The sequence below is a fragment of the Corynebacterium hiratae genome, from assembly GCF_009708045.1.
GTDB classification, from domain to species: Bacteria; Actinomycetota; Actinomycetes; order Mycobacteriales; family Mycobacteriaceae; genus Corynebacterium; species Corynebacterium hiratae.
Genome location: NZ_VIOG01000001.1, coordinates 76,968 through 97,856, shown reverse-complemented (window position 1 = coordinate 97,856; position 20,889 = coordinate 76,968). Strand labels below are relative to the sequence as shown.

Sequence of the window (20,889 nt, the reverse complement as noted above, 5' to 3'; positions counted from 1 at the left end):
ACATAGACCCGCGCCGAGTCGAAAGCGCTGTGGACTATCTGTGAATATGTCCGGATGACTGTGATTTTGATCGGATGCGCGCGCTAGACCGAACGGGCGCGGCGAATGATCTCCGGAAGCTCTGCCAGGACCGCGTCGATGTCCTCTTCGGTGGTGAGGCGGCCCAGCGTAAAGCGCAGGCTGCCGCGGCCGTGTTCCTCGTCGATGCCCATGGCTTCGAGCACGTGGGACATGCGGTTGACACCGGCGTGGCAGGCGGAGCCGGCGGAGGCTTCGATGCCGGCGGCGTCGAGAAGCATGATGAGGCTGTCGCCGTCCGTCCCCGGGAAGGACACATGCAGGTGGGAGGCCAAGGCGGGCTCAGCGGAGTTGATGATGACGTTGTCGATGCTGTCCTCGATGCCTGCCTTGAGCTTGTCACGCAGGGTGCTCAGGCGAGTGGTCTCCTGCTCCATCTCTGCGACAGATTCACGCAGGGCTGCCGCGAGTGCGCTCGCGCTGGCCACGTCCACGGTGCCGGGGCGGATGCCGCGCTCCTGGCCACCGCCGAAGGCTAGTGGCAGTGGTGCTGGCGTGCGGCGAGCGAGCAGCAGGCCAATGCCGCGGGGACCGCCGAACTTGTGGGCGCTGGCTGCGAGTGTGGAGGCGCCCAGCTCGTGGAAGTTGATGGGCAGCTTACCGGTTACCTGCACGGCATCAATGTGCACCGGGGTGTTGTGTGCGGCGGCGCGTTCGGTGATGTCGGCGACCGGCTGGATAGCGCCGGTCTCGTTGTTGGCCCACATGCAGGTGGCCACCGCGGCCGGGGTATCCAGGGCGCTTAAGTCGCTGATGTGGCCGGTGGAATTGACCGGCAGCAGATCCACGGTGGCGCCATGCTCAGCGCGGAGCTTCTCCACGGTCTCAAGGACGGCGGGGTGCTCGATGGGGGTCGAAACGATGCGCGGCGTCGTATCCGACGCCGCACGAAAGAGGCCCTGGATGGCGATGTTGTCCGCCTCCGTGCCGGAGGAGGTGAAAACTACCTCGATGGGTTCGCAGCCGAGCAGCTCAGCGACGGTCTCGCGGGCGTCATCCAACACGGAGCGCGCCTTACGGCCCGAGGCATAGGACGCGCCCGGGTTGAGGGAACTGGCTGCCTGCGTCCATGCGTCAATGGCGCATTGGCGCATGGGCTGGGTGGCTGCGTAATCGAGGTAGCGAGGCATTAGTTGCCGGCCCCCTTGCGGGCCTCGAGCTCCTTAGCCAGGGCCGGGGCGATCTCGTGGAGGTCGCCCACCACGCCGAGGTCAGCGATCTGGAAGAACGGCTCGTCCTGATCCTGGTTGACCACAACGATGGTCTCCGAGGTCTGCATGCCGGAGGTGTGCTGGATTGCACCGGAAATGCCCAGGCCAATGTAGAGGTTCGGGGAGACGGTCACACCGGTCTGGCCAATCTGGAAGGCGGGGTCGTAGAAGCCCTCATCCACAGCATCGCGGGTAGCGCCGACGGCGGCACCGAGGGCGTCGGCAAGCGGCTCCACCACGTCGGCGAACTTATCGCCCACACCCCGGCCACCGGCGACGACGACCTTGGCGGAGGTCAGCTCCGGACGGGCGGTCTTCTCAGCCGAGGTGAAGGAGGTGACGGTGACGTCCTTCGCGGTGGCAGCAGGCAGCTCGAAAGGAGCAGGAGCTGCGGTGACCGGCTGCGGTTCCGCGGTGACGGTTCCCGGGCGCAGGGTGTAGACCACGGAGCCGGTGGCCGTGGAGGAGGTCTCGTAGGAGCCACCGAAGATGGTGTGGTGTGCGGAGCCGTCAGCATTGATGCCGTCGACGTTGACCAGGGCACCGGAGCCTAGGCGGGCAGCGAGGCGGCCAGCAATCTCGTTGTTGGTCGGGGTGGAGGCCAGCACGATGGGCGCCGGGTTATTGGCGGCCAGAGCATGCAGGGCGTCGACCTCCGGGGTGACGATGCGCTGCTCATAGTCCGCGGCGGTGGCCTGGACCACCTGGGCGGCGCCCAAGTTGCCCAATTCGGCGTCGAAAGAAGCGGCAGTAGCGGCATCCTTGGCCACGACGACAGCGGAGACGGTGCCGAGTGCGCGGGCGGCGGTGATGAGCTCGCCGGTAACGGGGCTGAGCTGCTCTGCTTCGTGCTCAACTAGGACATAAACGTGAGACATAATTTTTCTCCTTTAACCCTCGATGAGATTCTTGGCGGCCAGGAAGTCCGCGACCTTGGCGGCGGCCACGGCCGGATCAGTATCCGTGATGACCTCACCGGCGGTGCGGGCCGGGCGCTGCGCGGAGGCGGTAACCGTGGTGGTGGACGGCACGCCGTCGATGCCCAGGTCGGCCACGGCGAGAGTGGTGACCTCGGCCTTCTTGGCGGCCATCAGGCCCTTGAAGTTGGGGAAACGCGGCTTATCGGCCTTATCGGTAAAGGACAGGATGGCCGGCAGGTTGGCCTCAAGCTCCCAGTGACCGTGGGCATCCTCGCGGGTACCGGTGGCAGTGGCACCGGCCAGGGAGGCTGCCTTGAGTTCCGTGAGCGCGGGCAGCTGGCGGTACTCGGCCAGCAGGCCGGCGATAAGCCCGGTGGAGGCATCCGAGGAGTTATTGCCCAGGGTGATGACCTGGACCTCGGCGAACTTCTCGGCCACCTTGTTGATCGCGGCGTTAAGAACCCAGGCGGTGGCTAGGGCGTCGGCGCCAGCGAGGGCGTCGTCAGTCACGTGCACGGCGTGGTCCGCGCCCATGGCCAGGGCCTTGCGCAGGGCCTCATCGGCAGCGGCCGGGCCCATGGTGAGTGCGACGACCTCATAGCCGGCGTCGGCGTTATCGTCGCGCAGGCGCAGCGCCTGCTCGACGGAGTACTCGTTGACCTCATCGATGACGTTATCCACCGAGGTGCGGTCCAACGTGTGGTCCGCCTCCAGGGTCTTCGTTGACCACGTATCCGGTACGTGCTTGACCAGAGCCACAATGACTGGCATGTGGGCACTTCCCCTTCCGTAAATTTTGAAACTATTAGGGTGCGTAATTACCTTCGGTCGATACTACTCGCGGTCCGCACAACACCGCGACTCCCTTCGTTCCAATGCGTGTGACCACGAGAGTCTTGGCGGTCGACCCCTTCAACTTGAGCTTCTTGCGCAGCTGGTCCGGGTTCACGTCTTGCCCGCGTACCAGGATTTCCAGCGAGCCGACGTCGTGGGCCGCCATAGCCGCCTTGAGCTTCTTCATGGGGACCATCTCGATGAATTCAAATCCGGACGTCCCTTGCGGCAGGCGGTCACCGGTGAGGTAAGCAATGCGCGGGTCCAGTTGGTGCAGGCCTTCCCGCGCGGCGTAGTGGCGCACCAGCCCGGCGCGCACGATGGCGCCGTCGGGGTCGATGAGGAAGCGGCCGATGGGGCCGGCCTCAGGTAGCTCGTGCTCTGCAACGTCGTCGTCGATGACGTCCGTGTGGATTCCATCTGGCGTGGTACTGAGGACCACTGCCCTCTTCCCTGTTCCAGGCCTGGGGTGTACAGGCAGGTTTCCTTCACCCCTCCGTCAAGGCTAACCACGCAGGCCAGGCCTTCCCATTCGGAGTGGTCGATGCCGGGTGCGCATTTGATGGCCATCTCGCCGTGGGTGGCCAGCAGATCTGCTGGCGGGGGCAGAAGTTGGTCCAGGCGAGTAATGCGGTTACCGCCTTGGCGCCGGGCGGGGTCGGCGATGCAGACCTGGGCGGTGGTCGTGGTGGTCAGAGCATCAGCGCGAAAGACTGGGTGCTCAATGTTGTGCTGCGCCATGGCCACGCGCGAGACGTCCAGGTCGCTGCCCACATACGTACCCGGGCGGTAGGCCTGGCCTTCGGTGCCGATGGAGCAGGTGAGGTCGTGCACCAGGTCCACGGTGCGCTCACGAAGGAACTGCGCGCGATAAGCCGCCACCGCGGGTGGCGTGGCTTGTTGTGCAGAGTCGTGGTCCATGAGCCAGTCCTGTGGCAGCTTGCCGGAGCTGCGGGCTTGGATGAGTTCGGCCACCGCACGCCCGTAGTCACCGAACTGTGCTTGCAGCTTGGCGACGTCCCTCAAATGCGCCTTCTTCGTCCCCTCCAGGTCTGCTGCAGCGGTATCGATGGCGGCGGCGTTCTCACGTAGGAAGGCAACTTCGTCCAGGGTGTAGCTCATGCAGGATTCTTCTGTATCGGTTAAAGGCCGGCCGAGGCCGACTTAAATGCGGTCGACGGGAAAAGTGGTGAAGTATTCGCGGTAGCGCTCGTCATCGCGCGGGTCGCCGATAATTGGGCGTAAGTCGGAGAAGGAGGCATCATCTAAAACCTCTTTAACGCTGGAATAGGACGTGAGGCGCTTGAGCTGGGCCCACGTCGGGATGGCTAAGCGCACCAGCCCGGCGCGCCAGCCATCCAAGACCAATTGCGGGTCGAACCAGCCGGCGTCATCGGCTTCGCCCGTATCCCCATCGGGTTCTTGGCCCTCGGGCAGCACACCGATGAAGAAGAAGGTGTCGAACCAGTGATTGTTATCTTCACCGGCCCAGCGGGACCAAGGCAGTAGCATGTCGGCGTCGACACGCATGCCGTTGTGCTCCAGGAACTCGGTGAAGGAAATCTCGTGGGTTTCTAGCAGCTCGCGCTCGCGGTGGTAGCGCGAGGCGTCGGAGACCAAGCCGTCCTCGCGGATGGCTAGCAACGTGCCGGCCTCCTCGAAAAGCTCCCGGGCGGCGGCGAAGACAAGGGCGTGTGCCTTGTACTTGGTTACGCCCATGCGGCGTGCCATGGACACCACTGAGCGGCCTGCCCACAGTTCGCCAGAGTCCCAGGTTCGCGGTGGGAAGTCACGCGGGTCTACCCCGCCGCCGGGAAAGACGACGTGGCCGGGGTAGTTGCGCATGGTGCGCACGCGTTCTTGGATCCACACGCGCAGCCCCTCGGCCGTATCGCGCAACAGGAGGACAGTAGCGGCCAGACGTGCCCCGTTAAAGCCCGTTTTTTCGCCAGGGTCGATGGCGTCAAGGCTGTCGTGGATGGACTGACTCATGCAACTTTCCGTGTCTGCAGGCTGGGGGCAGAATTCGAGAGGTATACGTCGAGGGTGTGTACCGAGGTTTTGTACTGAGAGTTATGTACTAGGGGTTAGCGGACTCGTCGGGCGAAGTACCTCTCCCCAATGCGGTCCACCTGGATAGGTTGGTGGAAGGCCTTGGAGAGGTTTTCCGACGTCAGGACAGAGTTAATGAGTCCTTTGGCCACGACCTTACCCTCATCCAGGAGCATCGCATGGGTAAATCCGTAAGGGATTTCCTCCACGTGGTGGGTAATCATGACAATCGCCGGGGCATCCGCATCGAGTGCTAGGTCCCCCAAATAGCCCACGAGGTCCTCACGGCCGCCCAAGTCCATGCCCGCGGAGGGCTCATCCAGGATGAGCAGCTCCGGGTTGGCCATGAGGGCACGGGCGAGGATGACGCGCTTCTTCTCACCTTCGGAGAGCGTGCCCCAGGTCCGCTCTGCAAGGTGCGCGGCGCCGACTTGTTCCAAAATGTCGTCGGCGCGGGAGAAGTCCATGTCTTGGTAGTCCTCACGCCAGCGGCCGAGGACCGCATAGCCAGCAGACACAACGAGATCATCCACGCGCTCGTTGTCCGGGATGCGGTGCTGGACGGCAGCGGAAGAGATGCCAATGGCGGCGCGCAGATCGCGCATATCCGTTTTGCCCAGGCGCTCGCCCATGAGGAAAGCCACGCCAGCGGACGGGAATTCTTCGGCGGCGGCCATGCGCACTAGGGAGGTCTTGCCCGCGCCATTGGGGCCGATGATGACCCAACGCTCATCGAGCTCCACCTGCCAGTCGACGGGCCCGACCAGCGTGCGCCCGCCGCGTCGTAGCTCGACGCCGCGGAAGTCAATCAACCAATCCTCGTCGGTTTCCATCAGTTCAGGGTCTTGCTGGCTCAATTGCTCTGGAGTGTTCACAAGCACCATTGTGGCCGATATCTTCCTTCCCCGGTGAAACTGACACAGCTGCATTATTCTATGGGCATGACTCAACGCCTTGGTATCGACGATGTCCGCCCCTCCCTCTCCGGTAATGCCGCCTCGAAGGCCGTAGTCGGAGAGGTTGTTCCTGTCACCGCGCTGGTGTGGCGTGAGGGCCACGATGCCGTCGCCGCGACGCTGTCGGTGTGGAACACCGAATCTCCGTCCACCTCCGCCGTGACCATGACGGTGGACCCGGAAGACCAGGACCGAGTCCACGGGGTGTTTACTCCGGTGACTCCCGGGCGTTGGTTCTTCCGCATCGATGCCTGGTCGGATCCGATGTCCACGTGGCGCAACGCGGTGGTCAAGAAGATGGAGGCGGGGCAATCGGCGCGGGAGCTCAGCAACGATCTGTTGCACGGCGCCGAGCTCTTCGAGGAGGCGGCCATCCAGTGCCCGAGCGATAAGGCGGAGCTGCTCTTTCAGGCGTCGAAGGAGCTCAAGGATGACACGGTGGACGTCGACAAGCGCGTGCGTACCGCGCTCTCCGAGGAGGTCGCCGAGATCCTCCACCACCACCCGCTGCGCCACCTGCTGGTCGAAGGTGACATCCACGAGGTCCTGGTAGAGCGCCGCGATGCCCTCTACAACTCCTGGTACGAGCTCTTCCCGCGCTCGACCGGCGGCTGGGATGACGAGGGTAACCCCGTGCACGGCACGTTTAAGACCACAGCGCAGGCACTGGAGCGCGTGGCTGCCATGGGTTTCGACACCGTCTACTTCCCTCCCATCCACCCCATTGGCGAAGTGCACCGCAAGGGCCGCAACAACTCGGTGGTGGCTGAGCCTGGTGATGTGGGCTCGCCGTGGGCCATTCAGGACCACTCCACCACGCACCCGGAGCTGGGCACGATGGAGGGCTTTAAGGAGTTGGTCAAGAAGGCCGCCGACTTGGGCCTGGAGGTAGCACTGGACTTGGCGTTGCAGGCCTCCCCGGACCACCCGTGGGCCAAGACCAACCCGGAATTTTTCACGGTGTTGGCCGATGGCACTATCGCCTACGCGGAGAACCCGCCAAAGAAGTACCAGGACATTTATCCGCTCAATTTCGATAACGACCCAGATGCCATTTACGCGGAGATCTACCGCATCGTCATGATCTGGGTGGAGGCTGGTGTCACCACATTCCGCGTTGATAACCCGCACACCAAGCCGACCAACTTTTGGAACTGGCTGATCTCCAAGGTGCACATCACCCACCCGGAGGTCATCTTCCTCTCCGAGGCCTTTACCCGCGCCCCGCGTCTGTTCGGTCTGGCCAAGGCAGGATTTACGCAGTCTTATACCTACTTCACGTGGCAAACTTCCAAGCATGAGCTCACCGAGTTCGCGCAGATGCACGTGGAGCAGGCCGATATCTGCCGGCCCAACCTCTTTGTCAATACCCCGGATATCCTCCACGAGTCCCTGCAGACCGGCGGGCGCGCCATGTTCGCCATCCGCGCCACCCTGGCGGCCACGCTCTCCCCGCTGTGGGGCGTGTACTCCGGCTTCGAACTCTACGAGCACCAGGCCGTCAAGCCGGGCAGCGAGGAATATCTCGACTCGGAGAAGTACGAGCTGCGCCCGCGTGACTTCCAGGCAACGCTGAAGTCCGGGGATTCGCTGGAATCCTACATCCGTCTGCTCAACGTCATCCGTCGCGAAAACCCGGCCCTCCAGCAGCTGCGCACGCTACGCTTCCACAACACCGATAACGAGGCCATCATCGCCTACTCCAAGGCCGATCCCGCTACCGGCAATGTGGTGCTCGTGGTGGTCAACCTCGATCCGCGCAATGCACAGGAGGCCACGGTCTTTGTGGATCTGGCCGCCGTGGGCCGCCACCCGGGCGATCACTTCACGGTGCAGGACACCATCAGTGGTGCCGCCTACGAGTGGTCCGACCGCAACTTCGTGCGCCTAGAGCCGCTTCGCGACGTCGCCCACGTCTTCATCCTCCCGCCAGCCCACCATGACCTGCAGGAACGCATTGCGTGGCGCCGGGTCAACGACTACCGCGCTTAAGTTTTAAAGCCGCTGAAACCCCGCGCTGAATCCATACCCCCTTCATAGGTAGCGCGGGGTTTCTTTTCTGCCCCGCGAGCGGGTGTTCTTGGGTAATTTGGTCTGTATGAACATCCCGGCCTCAGACCTCGAACGCCTCAACCACTGCCGCCACCACGCGCCCCATGATTTCTATGGTTGGCACGATGGAACCGTCCGCACTCGCCGCCCCGGTGCCGAAGCCGTCGAGCTCGTCACCGCCACCGAAACCCTCGCCATGCGCGCGGTTGGGGATGATATCTGGGAGGCCCCGCTCGCCGAAGAAGCAGACTACCGCCTGCGTATCACCTACCCGGGCCAGCCCGCCGTCGAGGTAGCGGACGGCTACCACTTCCTGCCCACCCTGGGCCCCCTGGATCAGCACCTCATTGGCGAAGGCCGCCACGAGCGCCTCTGGGAGGTCTTGGGCGCCAACCTCAAGAGCTACACCACCGACATGGGAGTAGTCGAGGGCACCGCGTTTGCCGTGTGGGCGCCCAACGCGGAGGGCGTGGCCGTGGTCGGTGACTTCTGCGGTTGGAACCCTACCCAGTACCCCATGCGTTGCCTCGGCTCCACGGGAATTTGGGAGGTTTTCATCCCGGGTGTCGGCGAGGGCGAGCGCTATAAGTTCGCGGTCCATGGCAAGAACTCCCCACGCATTGATAAGGCCGATCCCCTGGCCAAGCGCACCATCGCCCCGCCGGAGACCGCCTCCGTGGTGGCCCGCTCCAGCTTCGAGTGGAGCGACGAGGAGTGGATGAGCAAGCGCAACGGCGACCTCGACGTCCCAATGAGCGTCTACGAGCTGCACGTCGGCTCCTGGAAGGTGGGTGCTAACTACAACACCTTGCGCGAAGAGCTCATCCCCTACCTGCTGGAGCACGGCTTTACCCACGTGGAGCTGCTACCTGTAGCCGAGCACCCCTTCGGCGGCTCCTGGGGCTACCAGGTCTCCGGCTACTACGCACCCTCCGCGCGCTGGGGAACCCCGGACGAGCTACGCGCGCTCATCAACGACCTGCACAAGGCCGGCATCGGCGTCTTCGTCGACTGGGTGCCAGCACACTTCCCCAAGGATGAGTGGGCGCTGGGCCGCTTCGATGGGCAGGCACTCTACGAGCACCCGGACCCGCGCCGCGGTGAGCAGGCCGATTGGGGCACCTACGTCTTCGACTTCGGCCGCAACGAGGTGCGCAACTTCCTCGTGGCCAATGCCCTCTACTGGGCTGAGGAGTTCCACGTCGACGGCTTGCGTGTGGATGCTGTGGCCTCCATGCTCTATTTGGACTACTCCCGCGAGGAATGGCTGCCCAATATCTACGGCGGGCGCGAGAACCTTGAGGCAGTCCAATTCCTCCAAGAGACCAACGCCACGCTAAACCGTAACCACCCGGGCGTGCTGACCATCGCCGAGGAATCCACCTCCTGGCCCGGCGTGACCGCTCCGACTCACGAGGGCGGATTGGGCTTTAGCCTGAAGTGGAACATGGGCTGGATGAACGACACCCTGGAGTACTTCAAGCACGAGCCGATTCACCGCCGCTACCACCACGGTGAGCTCACCTTCTCCATGGTCTACGCCTATTCGGAACGCTACGTGCTCCCCTTTAGCCACGACGAGGTGGTCCACGGCAAGGGCTCCTTGTGGGAGCGCATGCCGGGCGATGACTGGAATAAGGCCGCGGGCCTGCGCGCACTGTATGGCTACATGTTCTCCCACCCGGGCAAGCAGCTGATGTTCATGGGCCAGGAGTTTGGCCAGACCACCGAATGGGCAGAGGGCCACTCCGTGGATTGGTCCAACTTGGAGGGCTGGGGCAACGAGTGGCACCACGGCATTAAGCGCTTGGTGCGCGACCTCAACGCGGTGTACAAGCAACAGCCAGCCCTGTGGACCCAGGACTTCACGCAGGATGGCTTCCAGTGGGTCAAGGCTGACGACGCCAACAACAACATGCTCGGCTACGTCCGCTATGGCAAGGACGGCTCCGCCTTATTGGCGGTGTGCAACTTCTCCGGCAGCTCGGTGCCCAACTATGACCTCTGGGTGCCGCGCGATGGCGAGTGGGAGCTGGTCATCAACACAGACGACGCCGTCTACCAAGGTGCTGGCAACGACCTTGCCCACCGCGTGCGCTCCGAAGGCAACCACCTCCACCTGCACCTGCCGGCCAACTCGGTGCAGTGGTATGCCTTCCGCGGCTAGTTTCTGAAAGCACAACTGCCCGAGTTGCCAAAGATCACCGCTGGGATGGAATTCCAGCCCCTAGTTTTGGCAACTCGGGCAGTTGCAGTTTTCAGTCCTGCGCGTGACCATCAAGGAAAGCTCTTACGCGAGCATCAATGTCATCGCGCAACGCATCCATACGCTCTTCTCCCTCTAGGCCACGCACGGACGGGTCCTCAATCTCCCAACGCTCAGCCACTCCGTCATAGTCGGCATCACCGACGATGATGACGTGATCCACCGAAGACGCGAGGCCGGCATCAAGCAGCGTCGGCGTACCTTCCATGTCCGCTCCGACCTTTGCAAGGGAAGCCTGCGCCTCGGCGTTCACCCCCTGCTCACGGTGCTGTTCAGTGGTCTTGACTCCTGCAGAATGAATCTCCCAGTCGGGCGCATGCTTCCTAGCTAAGGCAGCCGCCATCTGAGACTTGCCCCGGTTGGTATTGCAAAGAAAAAGTACGGAGGTCATGCCTCCGCACTTTAGTCATATTGCGGTGTTCCTGTAGGACCAGATCCCTAGTTCTTCTTCACCGCGTAGTACACCGGCAGGGACTTCCAGTTGAAGGTCACGTCCTCGACGTTTTCGGACCAGCCGCCAACAACGTTCGGGTAGAACAGCGGGATTGAAGGAAGGTCACGCAGCAGCAGCTCCTGTGCCTGGTTGTAGAGCTTCGCGGCTTCCTCCTCATTTGCGGCACCGTTGGCCTTTACAATAAGTTCATCGAACTCCGGGTTGGAGTACTTCGAGTCATTCGAAGCTACGCCCGTGGTGAAGTTTGGCCCAAGGAAGTTGCCCATGGAGGGGTAATCGGCGAACCAGGCCGTGCGGTAGGCGCCGTCCATACGCTCGGTGCGGTAGGCATCGCGGAAGGACTTGAAGTCCGGGTAAGGGTTGCCCACGGCCTGGATTCCCAGCGTGTTGCTGATGCTATTAGCCACCGCATCGGCCCAGTCCTTGTTGTCACCATCGGTGTTGTAGTTGATCGGGAACGTGCCTTCAAAAGCACCGTACTTCTTATCGGCCTCCGCCCACAGCTTCTTGGCTTCCTCCGGGTTATAGTCCAGGTTCTCCGAACCCGGCAGGCTGTCGTTGTATCCGTTCAGCACCGGTGAGGTGAACTCGCGGGCCGGTGTGCGGGTGCCATGGAAGATGGTCTCCGCGATCTCCTCACGGTTGATGGCCATCGAGATTGCCTTGCGTCGCAGCGTTCCCTCTTCCCCACTAAAGTGCGGGGTCTCCATGTGGATGGACATCTCCAGATAGGTGGCAGCCGGCTTGGTCTCCTGGCGGCCGGCCAGGTCCTGCTCATAGCTGCCGAAAGCGGATGAAGGAATGGCTTCGAGCACATCGAGGTTATTCGCCAGCAGGTCCATGTACGCAGCACTGGAGTCGGCGTAGAAGGCGAATTCGATGCCGTCGTTCTGCGCTGCGCGGTCGCCCTTATATTCCGGGTTCGGCTCGATGATCAGGTTCTGGTTGTGGTTCCATTCCTTGATCTTGTACGGACCGTTTGATACCGGGGTCTCGCCGAAAGCCTGCGGGTCCTCCAGTGCGGCCGCAGGCACCGGGAAGTAGGCGTTGTAACCTAAGCGGCTCGGGAAGTCGCTTTCCGGCTGGGTGAGCTCGATGGTGAAGGTGCGCTCATCAATGACCTTGAGGCCCTCCATCTCCTTGACACCTTCACCGTAGCCCTTGATGGAGGAGAAGAAGCTCTCATTGAGCTGTTCGTTGGCCACCGCATAGTTCCACGTATCGACGAAGGTGGCCGCAGTTACGGCAGAACCGTCGGAGAACTTCAGGTCCGGCTTGAGCGTGACCTTGTAGGTCTTCTCCCCTTCCTTGTCAATGGACTCGGCCATCTCGTTGTGCACGTTGCCGTCAGCGTCGTAGTACACCAATCCGGAAAACAGCATGTCGACGATGCGTCCGCCGCCGTTCTCATTCGTCATCGCGGGAATGAGCCCCTGCTGCGGCTCAGTGCCCAGAACGCGAACGTAGTTGGAGCCAGCAGCACTATCGGAGCTATCGCTTCCGCAGCCGACAAGGGTAAAAGCAAGAGAGGCGGCGCCGACGACGCCGAGGAGCTTGCGCATGAGAGTCCTCCTGAAAGAGTTAAACAACAGGTGTGCGTGATAACACTAGAAGGAATTTAGCATGCTTCAACTCACATAATAGATTCAACGCAAAAGACCCTCAGAGAGGACTCAGTTGAGTCATCCTGAGGGTTCAACCCGCGACAGTCTTGGTAGGTCGCTCTCGGCCCCAGCACAAGCCGGGCACTATTACTACGCCGTCTTTAGTACAGCGCGCTTGCCAGCTTCGTGCGCGCAGCAAGCACGCGCGGGTCGCCGGAATCGAAGAGCCCAAAGAGCTCCAAGAGGCGAGTCTTGAGCTGCTCCTTGTCATCCCCGGCGGTGCGCTTCATGGCATCGATGAGGCGCTCGAAGGCGCGGTCGGGGGCACCGGCGACGACCTCCGCGTCGGCAGCATCGAGCTGCTTGGACACGTCCTCCGGGGCGGCATCCGCCGCGGCGATGGGATCTTCGCTGCGATTCGCCGGGTCCAAGCGCTTGAGCAACAGCGTGGTATCGCGGGCCTGCTTGATTTCCACGTTGTCTGGCTCGGCGGCCAAGATCTCCTCGTAGGTGGCGATGGCGGAATCGAAATCGCCGCGGTTGAGTGCGTCTTCCGCAAGGCTTAGGCGCGGGTCTGCTGCTTCCTCTGCGGGGCTCTCCCCCGCCTCGCCCTGTTCAGAAAGGCCCTTGAGCTGGGGGCCGAGCTTGTCGACGATCGCCGCAACCCACTGCTCCAGGTTCTCACGCGGCTGACCGCCCTCGAAGTTGGTCACTGGCTGGCCGGCTGCGATGGCAACGGTGGTCGGCAGATTCTGCACGCCGAAGACCTGCGCCACCTGGGGCACGACATCTGCGTTAATATAGCCCACGATGAACTTCAGCCCACCGGCGGCCGCCATTTCCTCGAAGTCCTTCTTGAGCTGCTCGGAGGCAGGCGAGCGCGGCGAGCCAATCAGGGCGATAACCGGCACCTCCGCAGAGCGGCGCACCAGGTCATTCTCAAAGTTCTGCTCGGTGACCTCGAAGAAGGGCGCGATCCCTCCGCCGGAGCTGGCGGCTCCGGCGCTTGCAGCCTGTGTCTGGGCTTGCGCCCGTGCCTCCGCCTGCTGCTTGATAGCACCCAGGTCGAGGGCTCCTCCTACGTACGGTCCGGTCACTTATTCTCCTCCAGGTAACGGTTAACGGAATCTACTTTTTGGGTGATTTGCCCGGTCACGCCTTCGCGGATATCGGCCTTAATCACCAGGCTCGTGCGCGGCGACACGGCGCGTACAGCATCGGTGGCCTCCTTAATGACCGCGAAGACCTCGTCCCATTCACCCTCAATGATGGTGAACATGGAATTGGTCTCATTGGGCAAGCCCGAAGCACGGACAACACGCACTGCTTCGGCCACGGCCTCGGACATTTCAGCGCTTTCATCGCCCACGACAGTGGGCGCTACGGAAAAGGCAACAATCATGCCCGCCATCCTACCGCCGGTCCCAGCAGTGCCGGTGCCAGTGGCGGCGGTCCTCACCGCGCCCACCGGTATCCCGTGGCCAGGCCACGATGTGCGCCACCCCGGGAGGGATGTTTTGGTTGCATCCTGGGCACACGTAGTACTTCTGAGCGGCGGCACTGCCGACGTGTCTCATGACGAAGGGCTCGCCATTGGTCCAGCTCGGCCCTGCCACCGTCTGCGAGCCTAGGAAAGCGCTGCCATCGCGCGGCAGCGAGCGCGGCTCCTCGCGGATTCTGCGGTTGCGGCGTGGCACTAGAACAACCGCAGCTCGTTGGATTCGATGCCGCGCAGCTCCTGGTAATCCAGGACCACGCAGCGGATGCCGCGGTCCTCCGCCAGTGTCCTGGCTTGGGGCTTGATTTCCTGCGCGGCGAAGACGCCGTGTACCGGCGCAAGCAAGTCGTCGCGGTTAAGCAGTTCGAGGTAGCGCGTGAGCTGCTCGACGCCATCGATGCCCCCGCGGCGTTTGACCTCCACGGCGACGAACTCGTTCTCAGCGTTCTTCGCCATAATGTCCACCGGGCCAATAGCCGTGGGGTACTCGCGGCGCACCAGAGAGTACTTCTCCCCCAACGTTTCGATGTGCTCGGCCAGCAGCTCCTGCAGGTGAGCCTCCACACCGTCCTTGACTAGACCGGGATCTTCCCCCAGCTCCATGTCGATGTCCTGGTGGATCTCAGCAATGGTGATGCGCAGCTGCTCACCCTTGGGGTTCTCCACCAGCCACAGCTTTTCCCCGGTGTCTTCGCCATCGATATCCTCAATCGCTGACTCCTCAAAGGTGCACGGCGGCGTCATCCAGTTCAAGGGCTTGTAGGCGCGATCATCCGCGTGGATGGACACCGAACCATCGGCCTTAATGAGGATGAGCCGATCCGCCATCGGAAGGTGGGCGTCGAGGCGGCCGACGTAATCTACGGAGCATTGGGCGATGACAAGACGCATGCCCTCTACCCTATCGTTGAGCGCTACTTCTTAGGTAAACGGGTAGCCCGTTGGCGCATCTGGTGATAGTCCAGCTTTTCTTGGCGCTTCGACGGGGCCGACTCCACCCACGCGTTCAGGGCCATAATGCCCTGCGCATCGGAGGCAATCTCGTACTCCCGCCCATCGATGCGAATCTGGATAATTTGGTGATCCGAGGGCATAAAAGAAGCCTCGTCATCGTCCATCGGGCGAGTCTTACCCAATTCGATGTCGAGGCGATTAAAGCGCTTGTTGGCGCGAGGCATGACGGAGCGAAGCTTAAAGTAATTCATATACTCGCCGTCATAGCGCACGAGACCATGACGCCAAGAATGAGAGTCCTTCGAGGGTAGTTGGCGCAAAAGGATGCTCGTGCCACGGGAGCGCACGGTGAAAAAGCGCACCGCCGCCAGGATAAGGAAAACCAGAAGGACCAGTGCGCACAGACCTAAAAGAATTGTTAGCCCCTGAAGCACCTGAGAATTCATGGGTTGATTGTACCGCCGTTGGATTAGGCAATGCTAGTCATTGCTCAGAGTTACTCGTCTTGGGGGCGGAGAAGACGAAGGAACCCCACCCCCTCTTAGCGAGGTTGTGGGGTTCCTAAGTGAAAGTGGGAAGGGCGGTCATTGCTGCCCGTCGGTTCCCTCTCCGCTCATCCGTTAGCTGTTGAAGCGGCGTACGGCGCGCAGTGCAGCTTCGCCGCGAGACCTTGTCAACTCACGCTCAGACTTCAGGTCTTCCTGTGCCTGGGCTTCATCGACCTCGCGGGCCCAAATGGCCCAATCGGCGAGGACGGTGATCTTGTTCTCGGACACGGAGAGGAAGCCACCCTGGACGGCAGCGACGCGACGGTCGCCGTCGACTGGGTGGATGGTCACAACACCATTGTCGATCAACTGACCGACCATGGGCTCATGACCAGGAAGCACGCCGATCTCACCCTCGGTGGTCTCAGCCGTCACCATGGTGGCCTTGCCGGTCCACAGCAGGCGCTCGACGGAAACCAATTCGGCGGTGATGTCAGCCATGTGCCTCTCCCTACTTCTTCTCGGTCAGCTTCTTGTACGCAGCCTCGACGTCGTCCAAGCCACCCAGGCCGTTGAAGGCCTGCTCCGGGTAGTGGTCGAATTCGCCGTTGCAGATGCGCTCGAAAGCATCGATGGTATCGGCCAGCGGCACGTAGGAACCCGGCAGGCCGGTGAACTTCTCTGCGACGAAGAAGTTCTGGCCCAGGAAGCGCTCGATACGGCGAGCACGCTGAACGGTAATCTTGTCTTCCTCAGACAGCTCGTCCATACCAAGGATGGCGATGATGTCCTGAAGCTCCTTGTTCTTCTGCAGGATACCGATGACGCGCTGTGCAACCTCGTAGTGGCGCTCGCCGACGATGGACGGCTCCAGAATACGAGAGGTAGAGGTCAGCGGGTTCACTGCCGGGTAAATACCCTTCGAAGCAATACCACGGTCCAACTCGGTGGTGGCATCGAGGTGAGCGAAGGTGGTCGCCGGAGCCGGGTCGGTGTAGTCATCGGCCGGCACGTAGACGGCCTGCAGGGAGGTAATGGACTTACCCTTGGTGGAGGTAATACGCTCCTGCAGCACACCCATCTCATCAGCCAGAGTCGGCTGGTAACCCACGGCGGAAGGCATGCGGCCCAGCAGGGTCGACACCTCAGAACCGGCCTGGGTGAAACGGAAGATGTTGTCGATGAACAGCAGCACGTCCTGGTTCTGCACATCGCGGAAGTACTCCGCCATGGTCAGGCCGGACAGAGCCACGCGCATACGGACTCCTGGCGGCTCATCCATCTGGCCGAAGACAAGTGCGGTGTCCTGGAGAACGCCCATCTCTTCCATCTCGAGGAAGAGGTCGGTGCCCTCACGGGTGCGCTCGCCGACGCCGGCGAAGACGGAGGTACCGGAGAACTCGCGTGCGATACGAGTAATCATCTCCTGGATAAGAACGGTCTTACCCACACCTGCACCACCGAACAGGCCGATCTTGCCGCCCTTCACGTACGGGGTCAGCAGGTCGATGACCTTAATACCGGTCTCCAGGATCTCGGTCTTACCCTCGAGCTGGTCGAAAGCCGGCGGCTCGCGGTGGATGCCCCACTGCTCGCCATCGCGGCCCAGACCCGGCTGGTCAAGGCAGTCACCGAGGGCGTTGAAGACGTGGCCCTTGACCACATCGCCCACCGGGACGGAAATCGGCTTGCCGGTGTCGGTCACGGCAGCGCCGCGGACGAGGCCGTCGGTCGGAGCCATGGACACGGCACGGACGAGGTTGTCACCGAGGTGCTGAGCGACCTCAAGGGTGACGGTCTTTGCAACAGCCTCGAGGGTCACCTCGACGGTCAGTGCGTTGTACAGTGCCGGCAGCCCGCCACGCGGAAACTCCACGTCGACGACCGGACCGATGACACGCACCACACGGCCGGCGGTAGCCGACGACTGTGTGTTCTGCTCTTGCAGAGCTGTAGTCATAATCTAGTCACTTTCTGCGCTTTCGGCGAGCGCCCCAGCGCCACCGACGATCTCTGTGATTTCTTGGGTAATCTGCGCCTGACGGGCCTGGTTGGCCACGCGCGAGAGGTCCTTGACCAGCTCGGTAGCGTTATCAGTTGCAGACTTCATTGCGGTACGGCGTGCGGCGGACTCGGAGGCCGAGGACTCCAAGAACATCGCAAATAGGAGGCGAGACACGTACTGCGGAAGCAGCGCTTCCATCAGGGTGTCCGCATCCGGCTCGAAGTCGTAATCAGGGGTGATCTGATTGTTCGGCTCGGCGTCGGAAAGCGCGGACTCACCCAGGTTGTAGTCCTCTTCCTCGATAACCGGTACCACCGGCAGCAGCTGCTGCACACGCGCGGTCTGGGTCAGCATGGACTCGAACTCGGTGTACACGACGTGTACCTGGTCGAAACCGCGAACGGTCTCGCCCTCCACGTTAATGCCCTCGCGGGTCTTGGCCTGGCCATTCGAACCGGCGACGAAGCCGTCGATAATGTGGCGGCGCACATCGTGCGTCTTTTCCCAGGTCGGATCCTGCGAGAATCCAGTCCAGCTGCCTGCGACCTCGTCCTCACGGAACTTGTAGAAGCCAACGCCCTTGTTGCCGGTCACGTAGCGGACGGTCTCGAAACCCTCGCTCTTGAGCAGGGCTTCCAGCTCGGCCGCCTTCTTGAAGATGTTGTTGTTGTAGCCACCGCACATACCGCGGTCCGAAGAGACCACGAGAATAGCGGCAACCTTCGCATCTTCGCGTTCCCGGAGCATCGGGTGATCCAGGGACGTGTGCGCCGCCAGCTTGTTAAGCACGTTGGACAGTTCACGTGCATAAGGCTGCGCCGCTTCTACCCTGGCCTGAGCCTTGGTAATGCGCGAGGTAGCAATGAGCTCCTGTGCCTTGGTGATCTTCTTGGTGGAATTGACGGACCGGATACGGTCACGCAGTTCACGAAGATTAGCCATGGTGTTCGCTCCTCCCTTCTCTTTCTAGACGGTTAATTCTTAGAGCGTGCGAAACTCTATTTGGCCGTCTTGCGGGAGACGTTGAGCTCGGTCTTATTCACATCATCCGCGGCGAGCGGGTCAACCGGCGCCTCGGTGCCGAGGTTGTTGCCCTCGGTCGTGCGGAAGGACGGAGTGAAGTCCTTTGCTGCTGCAACAAGTGCATCCTTGGACTCGTCGGTCAGAGCGGTACCGCCCTGGATCTGCTCGAACACCTGCGGGGTTGCCGAGTTGAGGTGATCGTGCAGCTCCTTCTCGAAGCGGCGTACGTCCTCGACGGGAACGACGTCGAAGATGCCCTGGTCTGCGAGGAAGATGGACACCATCTGGTACTCGACAGGCTGCGGGGAGGACTCGGACTGCTTGAGCAGCTCGACGAGGCGCTCGCCGCGCTCCAGCTGAGCCTTGGAAGCCGGATCCAGGTCGGATGCGAAGGCCGCGAAGGCCTGCAGGTCACGGTAGGCAGCCAGCTCGAGACGGAGGTTACCGGCAACCTTCTTCATACCCTTGGTCTGTGCGGCACCACCAACACGGGAGACGGACACACCGACGTTAATTGCCGGACGGACGCCCTGGTTGAACAGGTCGGACTCCAGGAAGACCTGGCCGTCGGTAATAGAAATAACGTTGGTCGGAATGAAGGCGGAGACGTCGTTCGCCTTGGTCTCAATGATCGGCAGTGCGGTCATGGAACCTGCACCCATGTCGTCAGAGAGCTTTGCAGCACGCTCCAGCAGACGGGAGTGGAGGTAGAAGACGTCGCCCGGGTAAGCCTCGCGGCCCGGCGGACGGCGCAGCAGAAGGGAAATCGCACGGTAGGCCTCAGCCTGCTTGGTCAGATCATCGTAAATGATCAGGACGTGGTTGCCCTGGTACATCCAGTGCTGACCCAGAGCTGCACCGGAGAACGGTGCCAGCCACTTGAAGCCGGCGGCGTCGGATGCCGGAGCAGCCACGATGGTGGTGTACTCCAGAGCGCCGTGCTGCTCCAGGGTGTGGCGCACACCAGCGATGGTGGAGCCCTTCTGGCCGATGGCGACGTAGATGCAGCGGACCTGCTTGTTCTTGTCGCCAGACTCCCAGTTAGCCTTCTGGTTCAGGATGGTGTCGATACAGACGGCGGTCTTACCCGTCTTACGGTCACCAATGATCAGCTGACGCTGACCACGACCAATCGGGGTCATCGCGTCAATAGCCTTGATGCCGGTCTGCATCGGCTCTTCCACCGGCTGACGCTGCAGCACGGACGGTGCCTGCAGCTCGAGGACGCGGTCCTCTTCAGCGGTGATCGGGCCCATGCCGTCAATCGGCTGGCCCAGGGGGTTGATAACGCGGCCGAGGAATTCCTCGCCCACAGGGATGGAGAGAACCTCGCCGGTCCTCTTGACCTCGTCGCCTTCTTTAAGCGACTCGAAGTTGCCCAAGACCACGACACCGATGGAGTTGGTGTCAAGGTTCTGTGCGACGCCAATCACGCCGCCGGGGAACTCGAGCAGCTCATTCGCCATGACGGACGGCAGGCCCGAAACCTGCGCAATACCGTCAGCTGCCGAAATGACCACGCCGACCTCCTCACGGGAGGCCTCCGCGGAGTAGCTCGAGGTGTAGTTCGCAATCGCGCTACGGATCTCGTCGGAGGAGATCGTCAGCTCCGCCATGTTCTTCCTGCTCTCGGTAGTATCTTCCAGCAATTACTTAATCGTTTCTGTCGTTTCGGCTTATGCCATCTGCGCGCGAAGGCGGGCAATCTTGCCTGCCGTCGAACCATCGATGACTTCGTCGCCGACGCGGATGGTCATACCACCGAGGAGGCTGGTGTCAACCTCAGAGTGGATGGACATCGCACGACCATAAATTTTGCCCAGCTTTTCAGCGAGTGCTGCCCGCTGGCTATCGTTCAGCTCACCCGCCGAGGTCACGCGCGCGATGGTACGGCCCTGCAGCTTGGCTGCGGTGTCCGCCAATCCGGCGAGATCATCAATCGGGTTCTGCTCCGGGCGGCCAATGGCCTGCAGCGCAAGCGCTTCAGTAACCATCGTGACCTTGCCGTAGAGCACGCTTGCCAGCAGCCCAACCTTGCGGTCGGACGTCGCAGTACGGTCTGAAAGCAGCTGGGTCAGTTCGCCTTCGCGGTCAAGCACGCGCGACAGGGAGAAGAGTTCGTCTTCCACCTGGCCCAGCTTGCCCTCAAACTCAGCGCCGCGCAGCAGTGCGCGACGGCCAAGGATGATAAGGCCGCGGGCGATATCACGCGGGGTCGACCACTGTGCGGCGGCTGCCTCCTGGAGCACCTGCAGTGCTACCGGGGAAACCTTGCCGCCGAAAAGGGTCTGGACCAGGGACTTGCGCTCCTCGGAGGTGGAGGCGTCGTCGGTCAGCGCGACACGCAGCTCGCGGTCGCCGTCGAGAACGCGGACCACCTCAAAGAGGTCCTGGCCTGCCTGGGTAGCAGTCGCCACCGAGCGGTCACCGGAGAGGAACTCATCCAGCTTGGACTCAACGGTAGCGAGTGCTTCGCGGCTAGCTGCCTTCATCG

General features: G+C 62.3%; 19 protein-coding genes and 1 pseudogene. 2 read left to right on the top strand and 18 right to left on the bottom strand.

Annotation, left to right across the window (positions count from 1 at the left end):
- Positions 1–83: 83 nt before the first annotated feature.
- The 6 genes and pseudogenes from FME68_RS00410 to FME68_RS00385 all read right to left on the bottom strand — a co-directional run bounded on the left by FME68_RS00410 (position 84) and on the right by FME68_RS00385 (position 5,979).
- A complete protein-coding gene (locus FME68_RS00410; RefSeq protein WP_158395334.1) occupies positions 84–1,208 on the bottom strand; it encodes a cysteine desulfurase family protein in 1,125 nt (374 codons plus the stop codon).
- Positions 1,208–2,167, bottom strand: coding sequence for an electron transfer flavoprotein subunit alpha/FixB family protein (locus FME68_RS00405; RefSeq protein ID WP_158395332.1), 960 nt, complete (start codon positions 2,165–2,167; stop codon positions 1,208–1,210). Before FME68_RS00405 ends, FME68_RS00410 begins: the two co-directional genes overlap by 1 nt.
- A 12-nt stretch (positions 2,168–2,179) precedes the next feature.
- A complete protein-coding gene (locus FME68_RS00400) occupies positions 2,180–2,980 on the bottom strand; it encodes an electron transfer flavoprotein subunit beta/FixA family protein (RefSeq protein WP_158395330.1) in 801 nt (266 codons plus the stop codon).
- Between the two features lie 34 nt (positions 2,981–3,014).
- Positions 3,015–4,165, bottom strand: a pseudogene (locus FME68_RS00395) (THUMP-like domain-containing protein).
- Positions 4,166–4,207: 42 nt separating this feature from the next.
- Positions 4,208–5,035: an NUDIX hydrolase gene (locus FME68_RS00390; RefSeq protein ID WP_070515589.1), complete on the bottom strand. Its 828-nt coding sequence runs from the start codon at positions 5,033–5,035 to the stop codon at positions 4,208–4,210.
- Between the two features lie 95 nt (positions 5,036–5,130).
- A complete protein-coding gene (locus FME68_RS00385) occupies positions 5,131–5,979 on the bottom strand; it encodes an ABC transporter ATP-binding protein (protein WP_158395328.1) in 849 nt (282 codons plus the stop codon).
- Positions 5,980–6,036: 57 nt separating this feature from the next.
- On the opposite strand from FME68_RS00385, the gene FME68_RS00380 reads away from it, so the two are divergent.
- Positions 6,037–8,043, top strand: a complete 2,007-nt coding sequence (locus tag FME68_RS00380) for a maltotransferase domain-containing protein (protein WP_158395326.1) — start codon at positions 6,037–6,039, stop codon at positions 8,041–8,043.
- A 106-nt stretch (positions 8,044–8,149) separates the two neighbouring features.
- A complete protein-coding gene (gene glgB, locus FME68_RS00375; protein ID WP_158395324.1) occupies positions 8,150–10,270 on the top strand; it encodes a 1,4-alpha-glucan branching protein GlgB in 2,121 nt (706 codons plus the stop codon).
- 91 nt (positions 10,271–10,361) lie between these two features.
- Here the strand turns inward: glgB and FME68_RS00370 are convergent, their stop codons facing one another.
- The 12 genes from FME68_RS00370 to FME68_RS00315 all read right to left on the bottom strand — a co-directional run bounded on the left by FME68_RS00370 (position 10,362) and on the right by FME68_RS00315 (position 20,887).
- Complete coding sequence (locus FME68_RS00370; RefSeq protein ID WP_158395322.1) at positions 10,362–10,760, bottom strand: arsenate reductase/protein-tyrosine-phosphatase family protein; 399 nt, start codon at positions 10,758–10,760, stop codon at positions 10,362–10,364.
- Between the two features lie 47 nt (positions 10,761–10,807).
- Positions 10,808–12,385 (bottom strand): peptide ABC transporter substrate-binding protein, encoded by a 1,578-nt coding sequence (locus FME68_RS00365; protein ID WP_158395320.1) that lies wholly within the window; start codon positions 12,383–12,385, stop codon positions 10,808–10,810.
- A 203-nt stretch (positions 12,386–12,588) separates the two neighbouring features.
- Positions 12,589–13,524, bottom strand: coding sequence for a tetratricopeptide repeat protein (locus FME68_RS00360; protein WP_328287656.1), 936 nt, complete (start codon positions 13,522–13,524; stop codon positions 12,589–12,591).
- A complete protein-coding gene (locus tag FME68_RS00355; RefSeq protein WP_049155059.1) occupies positions 13,521–13,829 on the bottom strand; it encodes a thiamine-binding protein in 309 nt (102 codons plus the stop codon). Before FME68_RS00355 ends, FME68_RS00360 begins: the two co-directional genes overlap by 4 nt.
- A 10-nt stretch (positions 13,830–13,839) precedes the next feature.
- Complete coding sequence (locus tag FME68_RS00350) at positions 13,840–14,124, bottom strand: Rv1322 family protein (protein WP_328287655.1); 285 nt, start codon at positions 14,122–14,124, stop codon at positions 13,840–13,842.
- Entirely contained in the window at positions 14,124–14,816 is a 693-nt protein-coding gene (nucS, locus tag FME68_RS00345; protein ID WP_070547239.1) for an endonuclease NucS, read from the bottom strand. Before nucS ends, FME68_RS00350 begins: the two co-directional genes overlap by 1 nt.
- Positions 14,817–14,839: 23 nt before the next feature.
- Positions 14,840–15,325 (bottom strand): DUF2550 domain-containing protein, encoded by a 486-nt coding sequence (locus tag FME68_RS00340; protein WP_158395318.1) that lies wholly within the window; start codon positions 15,323–15,325, stop codon positions 14,840–14,842.
- Between the two features lie 174 nt (positions 15,326–15,499).
- Positions 15,500–15,868, bottom strand: a complete 369-nt coding sequence (locus FME68_RS00335) for a F0F1 ATP synthase subunit epsilon (protein ID WP_049155064.1) — start codon at positions 15,866–15,868, stop codon at positions 15,500–15,502.
- A gap of 10 nt (positions 15,869–15,878) precedes the next feature.
- Positions 15,879–17,327: a F0F1 ATP synthase subunit beta gene (atpD, locus tag FME68_RS00330; RefSeq protein WP_010187062.1), complete on the bottom strand. Its 1,449-nt coding sequence runs from the start codon at positions 17,325–17,327 to the stop codon at positions 15,879–15,881.
- Positions 17,328–17,330: 3 nt separating this feature from the next.
- Positions 17,331–18,314: a F0F1 ATP synthase subunit gamma gene (locus tag FME68_RS00325; protein WP_070511577.1), complete on the bottom strand. Its 984-nt coding sequence runs from the start codon at positions 18,312–18,314 to the stop codon at positions 17,331–17,333.
- 56 nt (positions 18,315–18,370) lie between these two features.
- Positions 18,371–20,011: a F0F1 ATP synthase subunit alpha gene (gene atpA / locus FME68_RS00320; protein ID WP_010187069.1), complete on the bottom strand. Its 1,641-nt coding sequence runs from the start codon at positions 20,009–20,011 to the stop codon at positions 18,371–18,373.
- Positions 20,012–20,071: 60 nt separating this feature from the next.
- Positions 20,072–20,887, bottom strand: coding sequence for a F0F1 ATP synthase subunit delta (locus tag FME68_RS00315; RefSeq protein ID WP_010187070.1), 816 nt, complete (start codon positions 20,885–20,887; stop codon positions 20,072–20,074).
- Positions 20,888–20,889 lie beyond the last annotated feature (2 nt).